We start from the raw sequence: 20,476 nt of genomic DNA, 5'->3' as shown, positions 1-20,476 counted from the left end.
AGTTTAAGAACTGCATTCTTGTGCTAGTTCTTTCGGATGATAATGGACTTCATCAAAGGCTCCTGATCGGGGAGTTCGAAGTCCATGCCTTGCGAGGGTGCAGGTAAAATTTTGAATGAGAATTCGCGTTTTAACTTTTCCAAGCGCAGGTGCAGATCGCCGCTGTTCCATTTTTCGTAGTTGGTACAGAAAAGCAGCAAGCCATTTTTTTCAAGGCAGTACAGGGCATTGACCACCAACTCGTCAAAGTTTTTGCTGATGGAGAATACGCCGTTTTTTGAGCGACCAAAAGAGGGGGGATCACAGACAATCAGTCCGAATTTGCGCTTGCGGCGAACCGTGCCTTTTAAAAAAAGAATACAATCGCTGTTCCAGAACTCATATTTTTCGTTTTCGGGATCCAGGCCATTCAGCGTGAAGTTTCGCTTGCTCCAATCAAGAAAATTAGAGGATACGTCGACAGTGCAGACTTCCGCGGCTCCAGCCATTGCGGCAACAACGCTGAATCCACTGGTGTAGGAAAACAAATTCAGAACACGGCGGTCTTGAGCGTGAGCGCTGACCCACAGGCGATTTTCGCGCTGATCCAAAAACAGGCCCGGAGAAAGACCGGTGTCACTGCGAAGCTCATACTTAACGCCATTTTCCTTGGCAACCCAGGAAGGTTGAGTTTGGCCGATATTCCACAAAAGCTCGGCATTCGGGTCATCACCGCGATTTAACATTTTGCGGATCAGGATTTTCTTTTTCAGTTTTTTCGCGACTCTTTCAAAGCGCAAAAGGTCCGGCACGGAAGGATCTTCTTCTTTGTACCAGTAAACCCAAAGGTAATCGCCGTATTGATCGATACGATAAGTGTCCAGCTCGCGGTGAGCCAGACGCAGAGATTCCTCTTTCAATTCAGAAAAATGGAACAGACGTTCGCGGCGCTGGAAGGCTTCAGCCACGACCAGGTCTTCTTCGTGTTCGTTGAGTTCGCCATCTTTGGCCCAAACCGGAATATCCGTTTCAAATTTGACGTGTTCGCCACGCAATGTGAATTCCAAGGAGTGAGAATGCAGGCATAGACGATAAAAAGGACTGCCGCCGTGCTCGTTGTCGCCTAGAATCGGAATCCCTTTTGCTTCAGCATGAAGACGGATCTGGTGAGGTTTGCCGGAATGGGGAGTCGCTTCCCAGAGTTGAAAGCGGCCCAGTGATTTAAGCCATTTGAATGTGGTTTTGGCATTCGGGTCTTTGTCTTTGTGGCTGACAAATTGGTTGCGGACCTTTTCGATGTACGACTGGTAAGTGAACTCCAGAGACCCGGCGGGCTTGTCAGTTAAAAAAAGATACTTTTTGCTTACCAAATGTTGTTCAAAAAGACGCGTCATCTCGGCTGCGATTTCAGAACTCGTTGCAAAACACAGAGCGCCGGAGGTGGCTTTGTCCAGACGATGCACGACAAAGAGTTTGCGATCCAGTTCCTCTTCATACACTTCAACACAACCACGCTGCCCATGTTCGGGAGTGTGGGTGTTCAGGCCGGCAATCTTGTCAATAAAGATGCACCCGGATGTCTCGGTGTAGCGAAGCTTAATCGTGCGTGTCATTCAACTAATATAGACCGGTTTTCATTGAGCGTCACTGAGAGATTCGATAGAAATGGTCATGGAGGAATTTCCTATGAAAATGATGACTAAGATTCTTTTGGTGGCTTTGGTTATGCCATTTCTGGCAGGTTGCGGGATTCAAAGCATCCCTCAATCCAAGAATGCGACGGAAGCTGCTTTGGCAGAGGTATCAAACCAATACAAACGTCGAGCTGATTTGATTCCTAATCTGGTGAACGTGGTTAAGGGTTATGCCAAGCACGAAGAGACTACTTTGACTCAAGTTGTGGAAGCACGTGCCAAAGCAACATCCATGCAAATTGATCCGTCCAAAGTGACGCCGGAACAATTGGCTGAATACCAAAAAGCACAAAGTGGTTTGTCTCAAGCTTTGGGTCGCTTGATGGTTGTCACAGAAAACTATCCTAACCTGAAAGCGGATCAAAACTTCCGTGATTTGCAGGCGCAATTGGAAGGCACAGAAAATCGAATCACTATCGCTCGTCAGCGTTATATTGAATCGATCAATCAGTTCAACAACCTTGTGACAGTTCCACCAACCAGCTGGACGAACTCGATCATGTATCATTTCCCGAAAATGCCTCAGTGGGATATGACTGCTGAAGAAAAAGCAACTGCCGAGAAAGCTCCAGAAGTTAAATTCTAATGAAGTTGTTAACGTCGTTTCTTTTTTCAATATTGATGTTACTGGGATTTGCCTCCCATGCTGAATTCAAGGTTCCTGCCTTGCAGGGACCTGTGATGGATGAAGTGGGAGTGATTCCACGAAGCATGCGTCAGGACCTGACCCAATTGTTGATGGATTTCAACAAGCGGGGGAAGGCACAAATTCAAATTCTGGTGGTGAACACGCTGGAAGGGGAGCCGATTGAACAGGCTTCAATCAAAATCACGGATCAATGGAAACTGGGCGACGAGAAAAAAGACAACGGAGTTCTATTTCTGATTGCCCTTCAGGATCGTCGAATGCGTATCGAAGTCGGACAGGGACTCGAGGGCGCCATTCCTGATGTGTATGCAAAACGTATCATTGCCGATGTGGTGACACCTTATTTCCGCAAACAGCGATTCGCAGAGGGCATCTACGCAGGTGTGGGCCAGATCATGGCTCTGGCGGATAAAGAATTTGCGGACGAACAAGGTATTACCACCGAGTCCAGAAAAGACGACAAAGGCGGAGGGATACCGGTTGGTATCATTATTCTGCTGTTGATAATCATTTCTGTTCTTGGACGATTTGGCGGCGGTCGTGGTCGTCATATGCGCGGTGGCGGTGGCTTTGGCGGCGGCACATTCGGTGGCGGCGGCTGGGGTTCCGGTGGCGGAGGCGGCTGGTCTGGCGGAGGCGGCGGATTCAGTGGCGGTGGTTCTTCGGGGTCATGGTAGTGCGCACACTTAAGCGCAAGGGTTTGGAGTGAGCGATGGCATGGATTAATAAATATCTTTCCGACAAAGAGATTGCGCAGATTTCTGAAACCATTCACGTGGTCGAAGAACACACAGACGGCGAAATCGTTCCCGTGATTGTGAAGAGTTCCTCATCTGTGGGACATATTCCGATGACGTTAACGTTGTTGCTGCTGTTGATACTGGTTATCGCAGAACTTCCATTTGCCGATTTGTTATGGACGACACCATGGGTGTATGTCTGGCCATTTTTAGTGGTGGCCGTTTATTATCTTTCTTTTGCATTGGCGCGAATTCATTTTATCCAGAAGATATTCGTACCTGAAAAGGACGAGCTTTCTCAGGTCCATCAGCGCGCTCAATTGGAATTTTATCTTAATAAAATCAACCGCACTCAAAAAGGTACGGGTATCTTGATTTTCGTTTCTGTGATGGAAAGAAAAGCAGTGATCCTGGCGGACGAAGGGATTAATAGCAAACTTCCTCCGGAAACCTGGAACAACGTTCTTGCCAAATTCAGTGAACAGCTGCACTCAGGAAACTGGGCCGAGGGTTTCACCGTAGCCATTGAAGCTTGTGGCAAGCACTTGCATGAGCATTTTCCTCACACTGATGGCGGCCACAATCAGCTGAAAAACAATCTGGTGATCCGTTAATTTGACGGATAGGACGAGAACAATACAACACGTTTCCCATCATCAAGCGCAGCCGGACTGGTGAACAGCCACGCGGTTTTTTCGGCCTTTTCCATTTCCTTGCATTCATTGATGGCAAACTCTGCCGTTTTTTCCCCATTGCTGAAACACAGGACGCGACCCCCGAAGCCCAGCATCTGCATAATGATGGAAGCGTTCATGTTGGGAAATGTGAAAATGAATTTATCAGCATTTTTTGCGTTGTCTGCCACAAACTCGAAATCCGCAAGATTGGATCCTTTTGGGATGGCCAGGAAAATAACATCGGGACGTGGTCGCTCTTTCAAGTACTCCCATTGATGAATGGCTTCGCAAAAGGCGTAGCTGGTTTCGCTTAACTTTACCCATTCGGGGATTTTATCTTTCCATACAGGCTCGGGGCGATTTTGAATTTCAATTTGAATTTTCACGATCGTCCTCTTCAATACCCACGGCGCAAGCGGCATATATTCCGGTAAAGGCCAGGGTGGTCATTAATATTTGACGAATTTTGGTGTCCGTACTCAAGGCATCTGACGAGAGAAGATACCGGCCCTTGAGTGAGGCGTCCTTTTTACTGGTGTTGTGAATTTTAAAAACCTTCTGCGTTTTTAGAATTTCACAAGCAGCAATAAGATCCATCAGGCCACAGGCACCCTCCGTGTTGCCAATACACCATTTTGTCGAGGTGATTGGCACATCGGAATCTTTGATGGAATCCAGAAAGTCAGTCAGAGCACGGTCCTCAGCGCTGTCGGAAGGCTTTGTTCCGGAGCCGTGAGCAAGAATAAGATCCGGGTGCAGTGGCGAGGATGTGTTTAATTCTTTTAGCGTTTCGAATAGCGCCTGACTGTCCAGAACAGGTGGAATTGTCGATGTGCCCTGAGTTTTGGTGATGACGCCCAGTAATTTTATATCCTCGGCCGATTTACGCTCCCGCGACAGCAGCACCACTCCCATGGCTTCCCCTAATTGCAGTCCATCCGCATTTTCGGAAAAAGGTCTGCATTTGGAGTGAGTCAGCAAATTCAAAGACTGATAACCCTTTTCCACAAATGGTCCAATAAGATCGCCGGAAACAATCAGTGCATATTCAGCGCGGTTGCTCGCAAACAGATCCTGTGCGTACTCGAGGGCGGCATGGCTGGAAATGCTGGCGTTGCCAATGGAGCAATCAAAAACCCACTCCAAGTCCACTGCGTTTTCCTGGAAGTATTTTAGAATTTCAAAATAGGGGTCGGGCAATTCACGAATGGTTTCAGGGGTGGCTTTCCAGACGTAGTCCTCGAGGGCGCCTTTGTTGGAGGCGAAAATAAGAACCACGCGCCCTTTGGCAAGGTCGGTGTAGGATTCCTTGGATAAGCCTTCGCGCAGTGGAAAGATCAGCTCCTTAAATGCATTTACGAAGATGTCAGTATAGCTGTGGATTTTTTGTGGATTTTTATTGAGGTAGCAAATTCTGCCTCCACTTTCACCGGCGATCGAGCAATCAGTTCCACTGTAAAGCGCCGTCATCATGGCAGGTGTGCCAGCACCTGCCGCAGTTATACAAGAATAGTTTTGGATGTACACATGGCACCTCCATAACGACTTTATTTTTTCTTAACTTTATATTCAATTTGTCGTTTTACGGACTTCCCAAGGTTTTCGCGAACAACTGCGAAGGTCAGTGTCCATTGTTTTGCATCTGACTTATCCAGCGTGATTTCTTGTGATTCCTCACTCCAGTTGCTGGGATTCTTTCTTTTTGCGACAGATAACACAGAAACATCGTCTTCACTGGTGAATTTGTCATTAGCCATGACTTCAATGTTGTTGTTCACGACTTTTCCATCTTCAGATTTGAAGGTGAAGTTCACGGTTTCGGCATTTTGAACTGAATCAATGCTGACTGACTTTAGTTTGCAATCCAATTGGAACGTTTGGCCTGCGCAACCAGTGATTTCGTAGTTGCCGAAATCAGACTTGAAAGGAATCTGAGTTTTTTCTTTTTCGGCATGGGCCGCAAGTGTGATGGAAAGTATCGAGATAGTCGTCGCTAGTAATTTCATTGCATCTCCTCTTTTTCCAGTATGGTGGACACGGTGGACAGAGGCTAGTCATTCTCAGGTTCTATTTAATTCCGTGGAGTATTTCCGAAATGTAATCAAACATTAGAAAAAACGGAGAAGACATGAGTCATCAGGAGAGAAGGATGCCAATCGTTATTCGTAAATCAAATCAGGATGTTGGACGTGAATCCAACGTTGTTGACCTCAATTTTACACCGAACAAAAGTGAGGTCCTGGAGGCGACTCGCAAGAAGCTTGAAGAGATCTTGGTGTTGATTGTGGACCATCCAGGAGAAGTATCTGTCAACATCGTGCAGGGTGAGCGCACGACCATCTTTAAAATCGAATGTTCACGCAGGAATTTCGGAAGAATCCTGGGTTCCCGCGGAAAAATGATCGCTGGACTTCGCACGATTTCATTGGCGCTGACCGCACGTCACGGTATTCGCTCGATCGTTGAAGTTCCTTATTTCGCCGCGGAAGCTGGTTAGTTATTCAGCTGTCTCCATGGATCCCAAGTTTAAAAAGTCAGAATTAGGAACGGGCATATCCAATAGCAAGTACTCGATCACATCGTCGATGGAACCATCAGTAGTTGCTTGTAAAGAAATTTTCTTGCTTAGATATGCGCCTTCCAAGCTGTATGTGTTGCCGGATTTTTTAATTGCAACATCAATCCAGTAGCCATTCATGTAGCCTTTGAACGAATATCCATCAGTTCTGCGGATCAAATACAGGTCCGCAAGTTCATTTTTGAAGAATCCAGTTGCACGACCTTCTTTGCGTTGTTCTGTCGGAACATCAATTCTCAAAGACGGGCGGTGATTTTTGAAAACACCATTAAACCAATGGGTTCCGTTATTGGTATGCTCGATGGCAAGATCAACCGTGCGACCATCCAACTGGCCCTGCACCGAAGTGTTGGTGTTGCTTTGAGCAATCTTTAGCGTTGTTGATCCGTCTGCAGAAGTGATTGTGGATGTCGCAGCGTCTTTGTTTTGAATTTGCAGTTGTTTGGTTGAGCTGCCTGATTGCAGAGTCCAAGTCTGGCCTTGCTCCGTCGAACTGATTTGCCAGTTGATTTGATCCACGCCCCAGTTACCTTGAACGGTCGTTGTTGAAGCATGCGTGGCTGTTGCAGTCAGTAGGGTCAGGGTAAAAAGGGATAATAGGCTTTTCATTTAAACTCCTTAAATATGTACCTGATAAGGCCTATTCAGGAACCCGAATGGGGTCAATAAATTCCCTATTTAACAGCGAAGTGAGAAGCTACTTGAAACTGCATGACCTCTTGTGGACGCTTCGCTTTGTACGCATTTTTTGCCGCACCGCAAACTCAGGTGATCCCTCGTTAACTTTTTGTTCGGCACTCTTATGGAGCACGAAATAATTTCGCAATTGTCATGGCAGTAAGTACAACAAGTTGTTCTATGCTATGGCATCCATATGAAAAGCTTTGCAACCACAATTCAAGACCTAATGAGTGAAATCACTGATGACGCAAACGTTGAGTCTGCCTGGCTGACGGCAATGGCCCATATGGAAGATCTGGCTGCGGAACAGATACTGGGAAACATCTCATTATCAACGCCTCAGGAATTTGTTGCAGAGATCAAGTCTCACGCGGGGGATGAATACCGTCACCGCGATGTGATCACACGAATTCGTCCTGTTCAGGAGCCTGCCAGCGAAGCGGAAAGGGATTTACGAACGCGCCTCTGTGCGATGACGGAGTCCTTCACCAAAAGCTTTTTCGGAAATCCCGTGCTCTTGCAGGCCAATAACCGTTTCGCGGCCTATGTTCATGGCGCGATCACGATTGAACAGTTTCCATTTCAGATTTACTCCTCCTACATTCCGGCGACTCGCTTCCCGCATATTCGTGAAGCCATGAGTGAAGTTTTAAAAGACGAGACGGCCCACATTCAGTTGGGAAAAAAGTTTCGAGAGTCATTGTCAGAGGAAGATCAATTGTCGTTGCAGCAATTGCAGCTGATCGAAAAAGAAATGTGCCGCTGCATGGTTCAGCGCATGACAGATCTGATTCGAATTTATAAAAAGTCCCAAACCACTCCCAACATTGGCAGTAAAGCCAGTACCAGACTGGCGTGGATGTTGGGGGAGCGACCGGCTGCCACCGTGGCCTGGGTTCAGGCACTGAGTTTTTCTGAATCCAATGCAGCGATCCATATGCAGCGCGAATTCACCTCCCGCAATTTGCCATTGCCCGAGCAGATGCCTGCCCATGTAGAAGATGAAATGCGCCACGCGAAACTTTTGCAACGTTCCGTATTATTGGAGCGTCGACGCTGGCTCGCGGTTCCTGGTTACAAAGAACTTGAACATCGTCTGAATAGAAAAATGGAAAGATATCTGGGACGATTCTTCAGTGCGCTGGTGCGTGAATTGAAGGACCCCGAGATGTTGTATTTGTACGGTGCCTGGGGGCTTGAGATGCGGGTGTTTAAACACTACAGCGAGTTGGTGAAGTGGACAGACAATGTCGGTGTCGCCTATATCGTTTCGCAGATTTTGGAAGACGAGGCCGAGCACACCCAGATGGTGAATGCCAGCCTTAATGAACGGAATTTGCTTAATCCGGAGACTCTGAAGTTTGTCCGCCAAATGGAGGAGGAAATATTCGAGAGCACGGCCTCCGGTGTGATTCAAATTCTGCAGGAGTTCGATCAAAAGGACTCCTTCATACCGCCTTATGCAAAAGCCTTTTCCGCACTTCCGTCGGAATCTGTTGTTGCTGAGCAACTTGCAGTTATGGAGATGTAGTCGTGGTGACCGCATATATCTTTCCAGGGTTGAATGCCCTGATCAGAAAATCAGACCGCAATCGTTTTTCACATCTTCCAGAAGTGCAAAGTTACTTTGCTAAAGCCGAAGACATTATTGCCACTCGCTTTGGCAGGGAGTTCAACTTCAAGGAGTTTTTGGAACTGCCAACCGAAGAGATCTATTCCATTCAAAATATCAGCCTGGCTGCGGTGGCGATTTGTTGTATTCAAACCGGTGTGGCAGAGCGACTGCGGGAAAAGTTAGGTGCATCACCGGATTGGGTGATGGGGTGCTCCCTCGGGGATCTTGCCCGTGCGGTATTTGCGGGTGCGTATAGTTTTGAGGACGCCATCTACAATCATATTTGGTTCACGCAAAGAATTGATGGGGTTGATAAGATCGGTCGCAATATCGGCGTGCTCGCACCCAAAGGTGAAAAGTTTCAAACTGAAGACTATGCCTGGTTTGATGAAGTGCAGGTCGACGTTTCCTGTCTGACACCGCGATTTTTGAATGTGGGTGGACGATACGCCGATTTGAAAAAAGTGGAGGAGCGTGCACGGGAGAAGGGCTGGAATACTATGAATATTTTAGACTATCCTGCGCATTCACGTTACATCCTGCCTTACGTCTTAGCGGTCGAAAGCGACTTTGCTCATGTCCGCACACATGCTCCTCAAATTCCAATTTTCTCAAGTTTAAGTGCTCAGGAATTACGTGAGCCATCACTCATTAAAGATGAGTTTTTGCTAAGCATTACCAAAACAATTCACTGGTCCTCCTCCGTGCAAAGTCTTGTCCGGGAGAAGGGCGTCAGTCGCTTTATTAACATCGGTCCATGTCGGAGTCTCTCCGGATTGATGCGCGATATTCCCGTGAAGGTGCAGACCGAGGAAGCATTTGAAATCCTGAACGCATGATGCCCAGCGATGTTCAGAGTAAATTAGCATTTAATTAGAAAATATTAGAATCCGTGAACGCTTTCATTAAAGTTACAAACTAGACTGCCATATTTACCGGTAGTCAGTAATGCTTAACTACATGGGCTCTGAGTTTGTTGAAATTGATGGAGAAGTACTCAACACATTGCTGCAACAAAGGCGGCTTTCGCGCTTTGATCTTGCCGTCAAGATGCAGGTGACCACGAAAACAGTTCAGCGTTGGTTGAACTGCACAATTCGACGGGTTAAACCCGATACCCTGGAAAAATTGGCTGGTATCCTGAAAGTTTGTCCTTCGCAGATTCGTCGCGCGTCGCCACACGTGAAGTTGCGTCCCTGGAATAAATCCCTGATCGAATTCTGTTCAGAACGCAATTTTGATCAAGTACGGCTGACTGATTCTTGGGGTCGTTTTCGCGAAGTTTTAAAAGCCGTAAAAATGGATACCTTACCCTCAGAGCAACAGATGGTGGTTTACCGCAATTTAGCGGTCAGTTCCTTTTATCTCGGAAAATTTACTGCAACAAAAATTTGGTTGGAGCGCGCGGGACAGATTGCGCAATCTCATTCTCTTAACGAGAGCCTGGCTGACATTCTGGTTTGGAAAGCCCGACTTCAAGAAACTCTTGGGGATTATGATAAGTCCATTCATTACCTTCAACTCTCCAAAGATCTTTTTGGGTCAGTAAAAAAACTCAGTATTTTTGCCGAGCACTCTTATGTACAAGGACGAATTTGTCTTCATAAGGGTGAACATGCGGAGGCGATTCGCGAGTTCCGTCGTGGAGTTTTGGTCAGTCATCGACAACATTCGCGACATGCTCATTTGGTGGGATGGTCCCATTTGCTGTTGTTTCAGACATATTTAAGATTGAAAGACTATAAGAAGGCGCAAGTCACCATTAAACGAATGCTGAAAATGGCAGAGCGTATCGGCTGGAGCCGGGGTGTGTTGATCGCTTACTACTACAGTGGATTCATCGTACAGTTTTCAGGTGGTTCTATTGAAGATTCACAGCACTGTTACGGCCGGGCACGGGCCATCAAAAGAATTATGAATTGGGAGCGCTATTGCCCGCTTGCCTCGCAAGCTGAGTTTTTATATTTCATCTTGACGGGACGCTATCAGGAGGCGAAGAAAAATCTGGATGTTCGTTTGTTCAAAGCCCGTCATGCCGAGCACTATTGGGCAGGAATAGTGTTGGATGGTGTTTTGCTGTCACGTTTGAATCCGGAAGCCCCGGCCATACGGAATAGCATGATTGCCCGGGCAAAAAAATTTTACGAATCCCGCAACGTAAGCCGACCATTGGAGCTTCTGGCTCAGCTTCAGGAGAAAAAAATGATCTCTCCTGAGCAGATTGTCGACTATTACTATTTCTGATTACTTGATTTCGTGGATGGACATGAATCCCAAACCGATCATTTTTAAGCGTCCGGAGATCTGAACCTCGGGAGAGTAAGTGACTTCTTTGTATGTGGACCAGTCCTTACCATAATTTGTGACCAGTTTATTTCCTTGAATGAATGTGACTGAATCCAGCAATGTGTTGTTGATCAAGCCAAAATCCGTAATTACTTTTCTGCTTTCATCGAACAGAGGGCAGGCTGGTGAATTTTCGATGAGGATCGTGCGTACTGAGTTATTTGATTCACCTTCCAGATCTTCCAGATTGCAAGTGAAAGACTCACCATTTGAAAAGCGGAAGTAAACTTTCAGGCCGTTCAATAAACGCGGTATACTACCCAGCGGATTGATGGTTGTGATCCATTTATCATCGCCTGTGAACTCATGGGAATAAAGTTCTTCAGTACGATTCGTATAGGAGCATTTGTTTTCCCATCCGACACGACCAGTGCATTCTCTCCAGGATCTGGCGTCCAATTTGGTTTCTTCATTGCGATGGCGTCGTTCCATGGAGTAGCTCGTCGGAATCAATTCCAAAACAGCTCCGCGCTGGGGTGTCAGTCCTGCCGAATAGACATTCAAAGGATTTGTCTCTGGATTTGGGTTTTTATTGGTGAAAACTGCTGCTGTTGATGTGCCAAGTTTTTGATCGCGACCAAAAGGCACTTCAACGTCATTTACAGGTTTAAGTTTTGAGCCAATACGTATTACTTTTTCAATGCGCATATTTTCGCTGTGAGTCCATTTTACCTCGAAATCGCTGCTATCGTTAAGGCTCGCAAAGCTAACATCAAAGCAGCCAAACGAATCACACTTGGATGGAGCCGGTAATTTTGGATCCGGACGGAAAGGTACGAAGAATTCTGCAACCGCCTGGTCTACCAGGCGACTCATTTGCTCTGTATATTCACCTTGAATGTAGATATTCATTTTGCTCGATTCAAATACCGATTGAATGTTGGCGTTTAGCTCTGCTCTGCCATACGGAGGATATTGGCCCGTCATTCGTGCTTGAATGGCTTCAAACAATTTTGTTCTGTTAAATTTCACAGACATCTGACTGACTGGCACCGGAACCATCACGGCATAGTTAACAAAAATATCGACGTTGTTCGAACGCAGGGAGCTGCCCATGATATTTCGTGCAGTCACTTCAGGGACTTTCAGCTGTACGGTGAAAGGTTTGTTCAGTTCGCAGTAGTCAGATTCTTTAATGTAGTCAGGTGTAACGTCGTAGGTACTACCCGCGGCTGAGATTGAAATTCGGCTGGGACATCCAGGTATAGCTCCCACGGAAAACTTTTTGTAAGGTGATCCGTGTTGTAACAATTCATTTTTCAAATCAGCATAGTTTTTAACTCTCAATAACTCCGGCACTTCCAAGGCCTGACCTGACACATCAGGTGCGTGAATATGAGTGGAAAGACCGTCAATGATGGCAATGTTAAATGGAATTTGCACATTGCCATCGGGCCCGCGAAGGAGATTTTTCACATTGGTGCCGTAGACAAAGAGTCGGGGAGCAACCATGAACTGATCTTCATCAGCAAGTCCTGTGATTTTGTAGACGGAAGCATTGTGTATTGGATCTACGGAAATTGGTTGTAGACCTGTGGCGCGGCGACGCTCTCTCGCTTTTTCAATTTCGGCTACGCTGGAAGCAGTGCGATTGATTTCACCAATGATCTCCCCATTCACGTAAATAGGTGAGTTTTGATTTTGGGGGGTATGCGTGGTGGGATGGGGAGCTGTTTGTTCTTGAGATTGCGGCGAACATGCAGCGGCTGTTAAAAGCAACAGGCAGATTAGGGGCTTTACAAATTTTTTCATAACGTTCTCCTTTAAATTTGGATTGCGCTATGGAGTAAAGCAGTATCCGGGCCGTACGGTTGGCGACTCCAGCTAGCTGTAAAATTGATTTGGGCTGATTTTATCCGAAATCTGGGAATCAATTCTAAGATTTTGAAAATGAATAAGGGCGCTCTGTCCCAGCCGAAGCCCTGGCGAAAGATGGTGCAGTCGGCAGGACTCGAACCTGCAACCCCTTGGTTCGAAGCCAAGTGCTCTATCCATTGAACTACGACTGCACAATGGGGCTTAGACTAACAACGATGCTTGCCGTAAATCAACTGATAGCGTGATGCGCCGCAGGCCTGATGGCGGCAGTTAGCCTTGGAATTAAGGATGCTCGGTTGGGGCATAAAGCCCCCACTGGTCTTGGTTTTGACGACAATTTGGACGCTTTTCCGCGAAGTTTCAGACTAGTTCCTAGACACAAAAAAAATTATTAAAGTCCAAATATGAGCAGGCCGAATTCATCGGCATGACAAATGCGAAAATCAAAATCACTATTTTATCCGCAATCCTTGTAACCTTCTTTTCCGCTCACCAAGCGGCTGCGATGGCGAAGCCTCCGATTTCTGATACGCCGACAACCACTCCTAAACCAACGCCAACTCCGACACCTAAACCGTCGCCAACACCATCCCCAACGCCTTCTGAGCCGACCACAGGCCGTCAGGTGACGCCACTTTGGGAAAGTGCTCATGCGGATGGTAAAAAATGGACCGATTACGTGGATGCCCAGCTTGAAGTTTTGGGACAGGATCTGTTGGACGTGAAGCCTGCGGATGCGACGACTTTCTGCCCTAAGTACAATTCTTTGTCTTATCAAGAGCGCAAAGAGTTCTGGACATACCTAATGTCCCAAATGGTGAAGTACGAAAGTAACTTTAAACCTGCAACAGCCTACACAGAATCCTTCAACGACAGCAAAGGCAACCGTGTGGTTAGCCGTGGTTTGCTGCAGCTTTCGATAGAATCTGGTAACGCTTACGGTTGCGGCTTTAAATCAGCCAGCGAAGTGCATGATCCGTACAAGAATCTTGCCTGTGGGATTCGTATCCTGAATCGTTGGATGGAGCGCGATGGTCGCATCGCAGGTAAAGTCAGCGGCAGTTGGAAGGGCGGAGCTCGTTACTGGTCAGTTCTGCGTTCAACGAACTCCCCCTATGCGAAAATCACAGCGGGAACAAAAGCGATTTCAATCTGTAAGTAAATTAATTCTCTGGTTAGTTTTCTGGCAGGGGAATGATATCCGGTTCCCCTGGCACTTGCGGAAATGATTTGTTAGCCCATTTCGTTTTCGCAGCCTCAATTTTATCTTTCGAAGAAGAAACAAAATTCCAATAGATGTGGCGAGGCTCAGGGAAGGGAGTTCCGCCCAGTACGATAAACTGAGTGTCCTCTTCCGCAATAACGTGAAGAGGGGAGCCTTGAACCAGAACTACGAAGTCATCCGGCGGGATGCTTTTTTCGCCCACTTTTAAACGGCCCTTTAAAATATAAAAAGCCAACTCATCACCGCGGGGATCAAAATAAAATTCCTTGTCGGTTTTCAAATGGACATCCATGAAAAACAGGTCCGAGAAAACCTCCACCGGAGAGGCGTGATCCAATGCTGCGCCCGCAATCAGTGTGACGTCTGCATCTTTCACCTTAAAGCGGGGAATCGTGGATTTTGGATGATGCATGAAGCTTGGTTTGCGATCTTCTTCAGCCAAAGGCAACGCCACCCAGAATTGCAACAGGTGCAAACGGTGAGGAACATCCTTCAGATCCGCGGGAGTCGTCTCTGAGTGCGAGATCCCATCGCCTGCGGTCATCCAATTTACATCGCCAGGATTCAGCAGAACTTTATTTTCCAGGCTGTCGTGATGAAGAACTTGGCCTTCCAAAAGATAGCTCAAAGTTGAAAGCCCGATATGTGGGTGAGGGCGCACATGAATACCCTGCTGCGGGCCAAATTCCGTTGCTGGAAAATAATCAAAAAAGATAAAGGGGCCGACCATGCGTTTTTTCGCGTAAGGAATCATGCGATGCACCTCGGAGCCGCCTCCTAAGGAGAGCAAACGCGGAGGAATTTCCATCAAGATGCTATTTTCAGTGACGCTCATGTTAATGCCCCTTTTCTGAAGATAAAAACTATGCTATCCTTGATCAATTCATCTGACGATAAAAAAGTTAAGGACAAGAATGAAAACAAAAAAGGAAATCGTTGATAACTGGCTGCCTCGCTACACAGGCGTACCTCTAAATGAATTCGGGCAATATATTTTGCTTACGAACTTCAGCGGCTATGTGAAAATGTTTGCAGAAAAATTCGACGTTCCTCTGCGTGGTGCAGACCGCCCTATGCAATCTGCGACGGCTGAAAATATCACGATCATCAACTTCGGCATGGGATCCGCCCTGGCCGCTACTTGTATGGACTTGTTGTCCGCTATCAACCCGAAGGCTGTTTTGTTTTTGGGTAAATGCGGTGGCTTGAAAAAGAAAAACCAATTGGGTGACTTTATCCTGCCAATCGCCGCGATCCGTGGCGAGGGGACTAGTAATGAATACCTTCCTGCTGAAATCCCGGCTTTGCCGTCTTTCCGTTTGCAGCGTTCGGTTTCCTCGATGATCGCGAAGCATAACTGCGATTATTGGACGGGGACTGTTTACACCACGAATAGACGCGTGTGGGAACATGACGATAAGTTCAAAGATTATCTGACCAGCACCCGCGCAATGGCTGTGGACATGGAAACTGCCACGATTTTCGTAACCGGTTTCGTTAACGAAATACCTCGTGGTGCTTTGTTGTTGGTTTCTGATAACCCAATGATTCCAGATGGAGTCAAAACGGAAGAAAGCGACAAAAAAGTGACGTCAAATTACGTGGATAAGCACATCAGCATCGGTATCGACGCACTTCGCGAATTGCGCGACTCTGGTGAGTCCGTGAAACATCTGCGTTTTGACTAATCTGTTTTCTGACAATCGCGCCTTTCAATGATTGATAGGCGCGCTGGTTTTTTATTTTCTTGAGGGGAATAGGAGGCCAGCGCCATGAAGTGGATAGTTTTGTTTTTGACCGTTTTTACTTTCTCTTTCTCCCATGCCGAGCAAGATCTTCCCATGCCGCTCCCAGATGACCCTCCCGGGCAAGAATGGCCGGAGGAGCCTGAACAGCCAGAGCAACCGCAACCTCCTGCTCCAAGGCCGCCTCAGCAGCCTCCTCAGAACCCTCAGCCACCCCAAAACCCTCAACCGCCATCCAACGAGCTTCGTGAATACAGTCTCGGGGCCGGTGATACGGGGCGATTCAAGGAACGTGCATTCATTTTCTATCCCAATAGCACCTGGCGCCATGTCAGTAACATCAGTCTGACGGGCACCAGAAATAACGTGAAAATCAAAGAAGTGATTATTACGTACGCTGACTATGGAGATTCTCGCTACGAAACTCAGTTGGAAGGGGAGTTGATCGCGGGCTCAAGACGAACCGCGTACATACAAACACGCCCGATTGCGTCCATCCGAATCGTGGCCAGTAATAAGTATTTCTGGAAAAAACCAGGTGGTTTTAGAGTGGATGTATCAGCGTATAAATAATTTCTGGCTGTCAGCTGGGTACACAAAGTCGAATCGAAAAACCCAAGAATGATTCGACTTTGTAGAGTTGATCTTGTGATTTTCACCTTTTTTCACGCAATTAACATATTGTGTCATCGTGAAAGTTGCGATATAACTCTTCCCACTTTCAATCAGTGTTTATTCTAATTTGTACTTTGTGACATGTACTTTGGGGAGGCTCGCTTTGATCAATCCAGGCAACAATATGGCCGAAGAAATTGATTCTGATTTGGATTCTGACCTTGATGAGAAGAATACCAAAAAGACGTCTGCATTCGATATCGACGTAGACGAAGAGTCAGAAGCTGCAGTTTTGGCAGGACTTTCTGACAACCTTCTTAGTGAAGGTGAAGAAGATGACTTGAACCTTGATGATGTTGATAACATTCTTGAGCTTCCAGACGTAGGTTTTCCAAAGTTCACTTTGGCGAAAAATAAAGCTCGCTTCTTGCGTATGGTGAGCTGGTACCGCGGTAAAGAAGAGTGGATCGAAGTTGCTCCATTGTCTGGCGTAACTAAGCTTTTCAAAACCCAAACTAAAGAACTTGAAGGCATCCGTTCTTCCAAGTTGGATTACGAAATGGAACTTGAGACAGGAACTTTGACTCCTTCTCAAAGATCTTACCGCCGCGACGAACTTAAAATGTGCCGCGTGCAAGAGAAAATGGCTGTTCACTTGATCTCTAAACTTCAAGTGAAAATCAAATCCGGCCGCAGATAATCGAGAATTGAAAATCGAAAATAGAAAAAGGACTGCTGAAGAGCGGTCCTTTTTTTTTGATTTGGACAGCCGGTAATTTCAGAACTTCAGAGTTGAATGCAACGCAGAACCGTTCGGTTTTGAGGCGTGTCAAGAGAAGGGGATTACGTAGGCATATAAACGTCAGTTAATTGACAACCCCTATATGCCCTGTTGATATCAATCTGGTCATGTGAAAGGTGAGTGAAGTGTCGATACTGAGTTGGTTTTCAAGACACATGATTATTCATGTTGATCCCGATAATATCGAATTAATTTCCCAAAAAGGGCGCGAAGTTTATTGCCCTTTCATCGAGTTGGATCCCAAAGGAATCGTCATTTCTGTAGGAAAACCCGAGAAAACAAGTTTTGAAAATTCCAACCTGCACATCATCACGGACTCCTGGAAGGGGCTGCATACGCTCCTGATTCAATCATATTTTAAGTATATTGTTTCCCAATGTGGCATCCGGTTTTTGCGACCGGTGATTTTACAGTTATGAGCCGCTTTAGTTCGCTCACGGATAACAGTAAATCCAAGAGGTGATTTGCTATTGTCTAATCCTTAGACAGTGAAGCGGGTAAAGCGTTCATTGTGGCGTTCCAGATAAATTCTTTAAAGTGTCTGGGCTCGTTATGAGGGTGGAAAGTATTGGCCCGGATTTCGCTTTAGTCTTTTTTGCATTTTTAGCTTGGAGACTTTTATGAAACTGTGGGCTTTGTTGCCGGTGATGCTTTTAGTGGCTGCCTGCTCCCCCAAAAATTCAGGTCCGGTGCCAGTGGCGCAGGAAGACAGAATCATCAATGGTAAGTCCGTGGATCGTGACAGCACTGTCGCGAATGCAACCGTTGCCCTGATGCTTGCTGATGGTGATCGTATCAGAACGGTCTGTACGGGAACCTTGGTTTCCAAGGACTTGGTGGTGACTGCCGGGCACTGTGTGGAGCCAATATATTCTGGTTATGAAATGGTTGTTTCATTTGGACCTGAAACTTACACCTCCAAAAATGAAGGTGATTTGCGCGAGATCGACCGCGCCATTTCCTATGATTATTTGACTCCGCCAGTGGGCGAGAGCCACACCCGATCCATTAATGAGCTTCGTGATGTCGCTTTGATTAAGCTGCGTACGTCAGCACCCAAATGGGCAGTACCAGTGCCGATTCTGGGGTCCGAGGCGGGATTGCGAATGGGGCAGTCTGTATTGCTTGCGGGGTTCGGCCGTACCAATGAGTTCGTAAGTGCGATGTCCACGCTTTTGCAAAGCACGCATGTGGATATTGTCAGTGTTGAAGACAGAAAAATCACAGTGGACCAGTCCAAAGGAACCGGCGCTTGCTGGGGTGATTCCGGTGGGCCGGCGTTTCTGGAAACGGATCGCGGTCTGGTAGTGATTGGTGCGACAAGCGGTTCCGCTTACGGATCCGTCGATTGTCACACCAAAGTGGTCTACGCCTCTTTGCCGGGATTTAAAGAGTTCCTGCAAAAAGTCGCGACCGTACTGGGCGGGGAGCCGCCAGTTTTTGTTGAATAGAAAATTAAAAAATTAATTAAGGAACGTACAGATGAAAAAACTAATGATGATCCCACTTTTGGCTTTGGCAGCGTGTACTCAAAACAATGTCGCAGAGACCTTAAAAGTCGATGCAGCCAATAAATCGCAAATCATCAACGGCGAAAATGTGACTGCGAGCGAGGCCTATGCTGAATCCACAGTGGCGTTGCTTGGACGGAATCCGCGTGACGGCAGCGTTGTGCCTTATTGCACGGGTACTTTGATCTCCAGAAATCTGGTTGTGACGGCAAGCCATTGCACACAGATGTTGGAGCGTGTGCAGACCAAGATCTTCTTTGGTACGGAATTGCCTGATTCTTTTGAACATGCCAATGCAATCGAAATTGAGGAAGCCATCAGTCACCGTGATTTCGGTGTGAATTCCCGCACTGAGCGTTCCGAGTACGATGTGGCAGTGATCAAGCTTGTTTCGGATGCTCCGGAAGGTTTCAAACCTGTGGCGATCCTGAACAATGTAAAAACATTGAAAGCGGGCATGCCCATGACTCTTGTGGGTTGGGGGCGTATGTCTGAAACCGAAAATATCAAGACCGTGACTATGCAAAAAACCGTGGTTGAAATTGCTCAGGTTCGTGATCAAGAGGTCGTGACCGATCAAACTCGTGGTTCAGGTGCGTGCAATGGTGACTCCGGCGGTCCTGGCTTCATCGAGACGTCCTTCGGTTTGATTCTGGCGGGTGCCACTCGTGGTCCGGAGTCGGGCTATGAAGACTGTCATCACTACGGTAACTATACTTTGCTTGTGAACTACAAAGACTTTTTGAATTATGCCGCTCAATCTATGGAAGCGGAATATCCACAGTTCGTGAATTACTAATTCGAATTGGATTTCAATATGATTAAGAATCTGTCGCTGGGAATATTAATGCTAATAGCTGTCGGGTGCTCGCGCCCGCAGGCGCCGGATATTATTCAATCTCAAATCCATAATAATGCCATCATCGGCGGGGAGCCAGTCACAGCTGACAGCTATGCGCGATCTGCAACTGTTGGTATTTACTATCGTGGATCAGTGGCTTGCACCGGGGTGTTGATTTCCAAAAATCTGGTGATTACAGCTGCTCATTGCGTGAAATGGGTGAATGACGTTCAGGTTGGTTTCGGCGAAGCTATTCTTCCGGCAGATCAGCTGAAGAATGTGGCTCATATCATTCCACATCCTGACTTCAAGATTGTGAACGTCGAGATCCCAGGGAATGCGACAGATACACATGTCACCTCACAGAAAGACGTCGCCCTTTTGATGTTGTCGGAAAATGCCCCTGCCGAGTTCGTACCCGCAGTCATTCATGCCGACACCGACAGTATTCCTTTACAGAGCACTCTGTTGTTGGCAGGTTTCGGTCTGACAGACGATGTGACCCGTGAACCAGCGAAATCCCTGCTTCAGGTTGAAGTGTCTTTGTTCAATTTGATTGATGACTACCTGGTATTGGATCAACGCGGTAAAAAAGGGGCGTGCTTCGGGGATTCCGGCGGGCCTGCTTATTTAGCTGACTCCGGAAATTGGTATGTTGTGGGTGTCACTCATGGCACTCGTCCCGGATATACGGATTGCAGTCATGAGACGGATTATACAAGTCTGTCGAAGCATATGAAATTCATCATGGAGACAGCCGATCTTATCGGTGCCGAATTGCCATACTTTGGCCTTCCTTTACCACCAGCGGCCACCGTCGTTCAGACCCCTTTGGCAGCCCAATAAACCCGGAAATTCACAAATTTTAATGCAACCCCTTTTTTGGTACCCATCAAAAGTCCAGTGATATTGCCTCGTTAAAGTGTCTCAAAAAATATTTGCAACTAGCCCTAAATTCTC

21 protein-coding genes and 1 tRNA gene are annotated in these 20,476 nt (G+C 46.9%); 14 read left to right on the top strand and 8 right to left on the bottom strand.

All coding sequences use genetic code 11. The annotated features are described in order from the left end of the window. Nucleotides 1-23: 23 nt before the first annotated feature. Complete coding sequence (locus ACLVWR_RS01220) at nucleotides 24-1,592, bottom strand: class I SAM-dependent methyltransferase (RefSeq protein WP_413582142.1); 1,569 nt, start codon at nucleotides 1,590-1,592, stop codon at nucleotides 24-26. A gap of 73 nt (nucleotides 1,593-1,665) precedes the next feature. Here ACLVWR_RS01220 and ACLVWR_RS01215 point away from each other — a divergent pair, with 73 nt between their 5' ends. Genes ACLVWR_RS01215 through ACLVWR_RS01205 form a run of 3 tightly spaced genes read left to right on the top strand, consistent with a single transcriptional unit; the run spans nucleotide 1,666 to nucleotide 3,676 of the window. Beyond that, entirely contained in the window at nucleotides 1,666-2,259 is a 594-nt protein-coding gene (locus tag ACLVWR_RS01215) for a LemA family protein (protein ID WP_340596709.1), read from the top strand. Further along, the gene (locus ACLVWR_RS01210) at nucleotides 2,259-2,999 is read left to right on the top strand and encodes a TPM domain-containing protein (protein WP_413582141.1); all 741 of its coding nucleotides are present in this window, start codon (nucleotides 2,259-2,261) and stop codon (nucleotides 2,997-2,999) included. The genes ACLVWR_RS01215 and ACLVWR_RS01210 overlap by 1 nt, the downstream gene beginning before the upstream one ends. A 35-nt stretch (nucleotides 3,000-3,034) precedes the next feature. Further along, nucleotides 3,035-3,676 carry a TPM domain-containing protein gene (locus ACLVWR_RS01205; RefSeq protein WP_413582140.1) on the top strand — a complete coding sequence of 214 codons (642 nt, stop codon included), beginning with the start codon at nucleotides 3,035-3,037 and terminating at the stop codon, nucleotides 3,674-3,676. On the opposite strand, the gene ACLVWR_RS01200 is transcribed toward ACLVWR_RS01205, so the two are convergent. From ACLVWR_RS01200 to ACLVWR_RS01190, 3 genes are read right to left on the bottom strand one after another with little or no spacing between them, the layout of a single operon-like run. Beyond that, nucleotides 3,673-4,125 (bottom strand): hypothetical protein, encoded by a 453-nt coding sequence (locus ACLVWR_RS01200; protein ID WP_413582139.1) that lies wholly within the window; start codon nucleotides 4,123-4,125, stop codon nucleotides 3,673-3,675. The two genes, ACLVWR_RS01205 and ACLVWR_RS01200, sit on opposite strands and share 4 nt — an antisense overlap. Next, on the bottom strand, nucleotides 4,109-5,266 hold the full coding sequence (locus ACLVWR_RS01195) for a beta-ketoacyl synthase N-terminal-like domain-containing protein (RefSeq protein ID WP_413582138.1): 1,158 nt from the start codon (nucleotides 5,264-5,266) through the stop codon (nucleotides 4,109-4,111). Before ACLVWR_RS01195 ends, ACLVWR_RS01200 begins: the two co-directional genes overlap by 17 nt. 20 nt (nucleotides 5,267-5,286) lie before the next feature. Further along, complete coding sequence (locus ACLVWR_RS01190; protein WP_413582137.1) at nucleotides 5,287-5,745, bottom strand: hypothetical protein; 459 nt, start codon at nucleotides 5,743-5,745, stop codon at nucleotides 5,287-5,289. Nucleotides 5,746-5,888: 143 nt separating this feature from the next. On the opposite strand from ACLVWR_RS01190, the gene ACLVWR_RS01185 reads away from it, so the two are divergent. Beyond that, entirely contained in the window at nucleotides 5,889-6,236 is a 348-nt protein-coding gene (locus ACLVWR_RS01185; protein WP_413582136.1) for a KH domain-containing protein, read from the top strand. Here ACLVWR_RS01185 and ACLVWR_RS01180 read toward each other — a convergent pair whose 3' ends face one another. Continuing rightward, nucleotides 6,237-6,926 carry a hypothetical protein gene (locus ACLVWR_RS01180; RefSeq protein ID WP_413582135.1) on the bottom strand — a complete coding sequence of 230 codons (690 nt, stop codon included), beginning with the start codon at nucleotides 6,924-6,926 and terminating at the stop codon, nucleotides 6,237-6,239. 265 nt (nucleotides 6,927-7,191) lie between these two features. Here ACLVWR_RS01180 and ACLVWR_RS01175 point away from each other — a divergent pair, with 265 nt between their 5' ends. From ACLVWR_RS01175 to ACLVWR_RS01165, 3 genes are all read left to right on the top strand, one after another. Then, nucleotides 7,192-8,529, top strand: a complete 1,338-nt coding sequence (locus tag ACLVWR_RS01175) for a ferritin-like domain-containing protein (RefSeq protein ID WP_413582134.1) — start codon at nucleotides 7,192-7,194, stop codon at nucleotides 8,527-8,529. A 2-nt stretch (nucleotides 8,530-8,531) separates the two neighbouring features. Beyond that, nucleotides 8,532-9,452, top strand: coding sequence for an acyltransferase domain-containing protein (locus ACLVWR_RS01170; protein WP_413582133.1), 921 nt, complete (start codon nucleotides 8,532-8,534; stop codon nucleotides 9,450-9,452). Between the two features lie 109 nt (nucleotides 9,453-9,561). Next, on the top strand, nucleotides 9,562-10,857 hold the full coding sequence (locus ACLVWR_RS01165) for a helix-turn-helix domain-containing protein (protein ID WP_413582132.1): 1,296 nt from the start codon (nucleotides 9,562-9,564) through the stop codon (nucleotides 10,855-10,857). Here the strand turns inward: ACLVWR_RS01165 and ACLVWR_RS01160 are convergent, their stop codons facing one another. Both ACLVWR_RS01160 and ACLVWR_RS01155 read right to left on the bottom strand, forming a co-directional pair. Then, nucleotides 10,858-12,711 (bottom strand): hypothetical protein, encoded by a 1,854-nt coding sequence (locus ACLVWR_RS01160; RefSeq protein WP_413582131.1) that lies wholly within the window; start codon nucleotides 12,709-12,711, stop codon nucleotides 10,858-10,860. It abuts the gene before it with no gap. Nucleotides 12,712-12,892: 181 nt separating this feature from the next. After that, nucleotides 12,893-12,968: transfer RNA gene (locus ACLVWR_RS01155), tRNA-Arg, on the bottom strand. Between the two features lie 236 nt (nucleotides 12,969-13,204). Here ACLVWR_RS01155 and ACLVWR_RS01150 point away from each other — a divergent pair. Beyond that, nucleotides 13,205-13,939 (top strand): transglycosylase SLT domain-containing protein, encoded by a 735-nt coding sequence (locus ACLVWR_RS01150; protein WP_413582130.1) that lies wholly within the window; start codon nucleotides 13,205-13,207, stop codon nucleotides 13,937-13,939. A gap of 13 nt (nucleotides 13,940-13,952) precedes the next feature. Here the strand turns inward: ACLVWR_RS01150 and ACLVWR_RS01145 are convergent, their stop codons facing one another. Beyond that, nucleotides 13,953-14,837, bottom strand: coding sequence for a pirin family protein (locus ACLVWR_RS01145; protein WP_413582129.1), 885 nt, complete (start codon nucleotides 14,835-14,837; stop codon nucleotides 13,953-13,955). A gap of 79 nt (nucleotides 14,838-14,916) precedes the next feature. Between ACLVWR_RS01145 and ACLVWR_RS01140 the strand changes: the two genes are divergently transcribed. The 6 genes from ACLVWR_RS01140 (at nucleotide 14,917) to ACLVWR_RS01115 (ending at nucleotide 20,362) form a co-directional block, all read left to right on the top strand. Beyond that, the gene (locus ACLVWR_RS01140) at nucleotides 14,917-15,690 is read left to right on the top strand and encodes an AMP nucleosidase (protein ID WP_340596724.1); all 774 of its coding nucleotides are present in this window, start codon (nucleotides 14,917-14,919) and stop codon (nucleotides 15,688-15,690) included. An 84-nt stretch (nucleotides 15,691-15,774) separates the two neighbouring features. Continuing rightward, nucleotides 15,775-16,320 carry a hypothetical protein gene (locus tag ACLVWR_RS01135; protein WP_413582128.1) on the top strand — a complete coding sequence of 182 codons (546 nt, stop codon included), beginning with the start codon at nucleotides 15,775-15,777 and terminating at the stop codon, nucleotides 16,318-16,320. Nucleotides 16,321-16,525: 205 nt separating this feature from the next. After that, nucleotides 16,526-17,062 carry a hypothetical protein gene (locus ACLVWR_RS01130; protein WP_340596726.1) on the top strand — a complete coding sequence of 179 codons (537 nt, stop codon included), beginning with the start codon at nucleotides 16,526-16,528 and terminating at the stop codon, nucleotides 17,060-17,062. Between the two features lie 722 nt (nucleotides 17,063-17,784). Further along, on the top strand, nucleotides 17,785-18,615 hold the full coding sequence (locus ACLVWR_RS01125) for a S1 family peptidase (RefSeq protein ID WP_413582127.1): 831 nt from the start codon (nucleotides 17,785-17,787) through the stop codon (nucleotides 18,613-18,615). Nucleotides 18,616-18,646: 31 nt separating this feature from the next. Then, on the top strand, nucleotides 18,647-19,474 hold the full coding sequence (locus tag ACLVWR_RS01120) for a S1 family peptidase (protein ID WP_413582126.1): 828 nt from the start codon (nucleotides 18,647-18,649) through the stop codon (nucleotides 19,472-19,474). 18 nt (nucleotides 19,475-19,492) lie between these two features. Further along, complete coding sequence (locus ACLVWR_RS01115; RefSeq protein ID WP_413582125.1) at nucleotides 19,493-20,362, top strand: S1 family peptidase; 870 nt, start codon at nucleotides 19,493-19,495, stop codon at nucleotides 20,360-20,362. The last annotated feature ends 114 nt before the right edge of the window (nucleotides 20,363-20,476 follow it).

This window comes from Bdellovibrio sp. HCB288 (genome assembly GCF_047305935.1).
Classification (GTDB): Bacteria; Bdellovibrionota; Bdellovibrionia; order Bdellovibrionales; family Bdellovibrionaceae; genus Bdellovibrio.
This window is presented reverse-complemented; position numbering and strand designations above follow the sequence as displayed.

Coding starts and splice junctions, on each gene's coding strand:
- ACLVWR_RS01220 (WP_413582142.1), bottom strand. CDS start 1,592: ATGACACGCACGATTAAGCTTCGCTACACCGAGACATCCGGGTGCATC.
- ACLVWR_RS01215 (WP_340596709.1), top strand. CDS start 1,666: ATGAAAATGATGACTAAGATTCTTTTGGTGGCTTTGGTTATGCCATTT.
- ACLVWR_RS01210 (WP_413582141.1), top strand. CDS start 2,259: ATGAAGTTGTTAACGTCGTTTCTTTTTTCAATATTGATGTTACTGGGA.
- ACLVWR_RS01205 (WP_413582140.1), top strand. CDS start 3,035: ATGGCATGGATTAATAAATATCTTTCCGACAAAGAGATTGCGCAGATT.
- ACLVWR_RS01190 (WP_413582137.1), bottom strand. CDS start 5,745: ATGAAATTACTAGCGACGACTATCTCGATACTTTCCATCACACTTGCG.
- ACLVWR_RS01185 (WP_413582136.1), top strand. CDS start 5,889: ATGCCAATCGTTATTCGTAAATCAAATCAGGATGTTGGACGTGAATCC.
- ACLVWR_RS01180 (WP_413582135.1), bottom strand. CDS start 6,926: ATGAAAAGCCTATTATCCCTTTTTACCCTGACCCTACTGACTGCAACA.
- ACLVWR_RS01175 (WP_413582134.1), top strand. CDS start 7,192: ATGAAAAGCTTTGCAACCACAATTCAAGACCTAATGAGTGAAATCACT.
- ACLVWR_RS01165 (WP_413582132.1), top strand. CDS start 9,562: ATGCTTAACTACATGGGCTCTGAGTTTGTTGAAATTGATGGAGAAGTA.
- ACLVWR_RS01160 (WP_413582131.1), bottom strand. CDS start 12,711: ATGAAAAAATTTGTAAAGCCCCTAATCTGCCTGTTGCTTTTAACAGCC.
- ACLVWR_RS01150 (WP_413582130.1), top strand. CDS start 13,205: ATGACAAATGCGAAAATCAAAATCACTATTTTATCCGCAATCCTTGTA.
- ACLVWR_RS01145 (WP_413582129.1), bottom strand. CDS start 14,837: ATGAGCGTCACTGAAAATAGCATCTTGATGGAAATTCCTCCGCGTTTG.
- ACLVWR_RS01140 (WP_340596724.1), top strand. CDS start 14,917: ATGAAAACAAAAAAGGAAATCGTTGATAACTGGCTGCCTCGCTACACA.
- ACLVWR_RS01135 (WP_413582128.1), top strand. CDS start 15,775: ATGAAGTGGATAGTTTTGTTTTTGACCGTTTTTACTTTCTCTTTCTCC.
- ACLVWR_RS01125 (WP_413582127.1), top strand. CDS start 17,785: ATGAAACTGTGGGCTTTGTTGCCGGTGATGCTTTTAGTGGCTGCCTGC.
- ACLVWR_RS01120 (WP_413582126.1), top strand. CDS start 18,647: ATGAAAAAACTAATGATGATCCCACTTTTGGCTTTGGCAGCGTGTACT.
- ACLVWR_RS01115 (WP_413582125.1), top strand. CDS start 19,493: ATGATTAAGAATCTGTCGCTGGGAATATTAATGCTAATAGCTGTCGGG.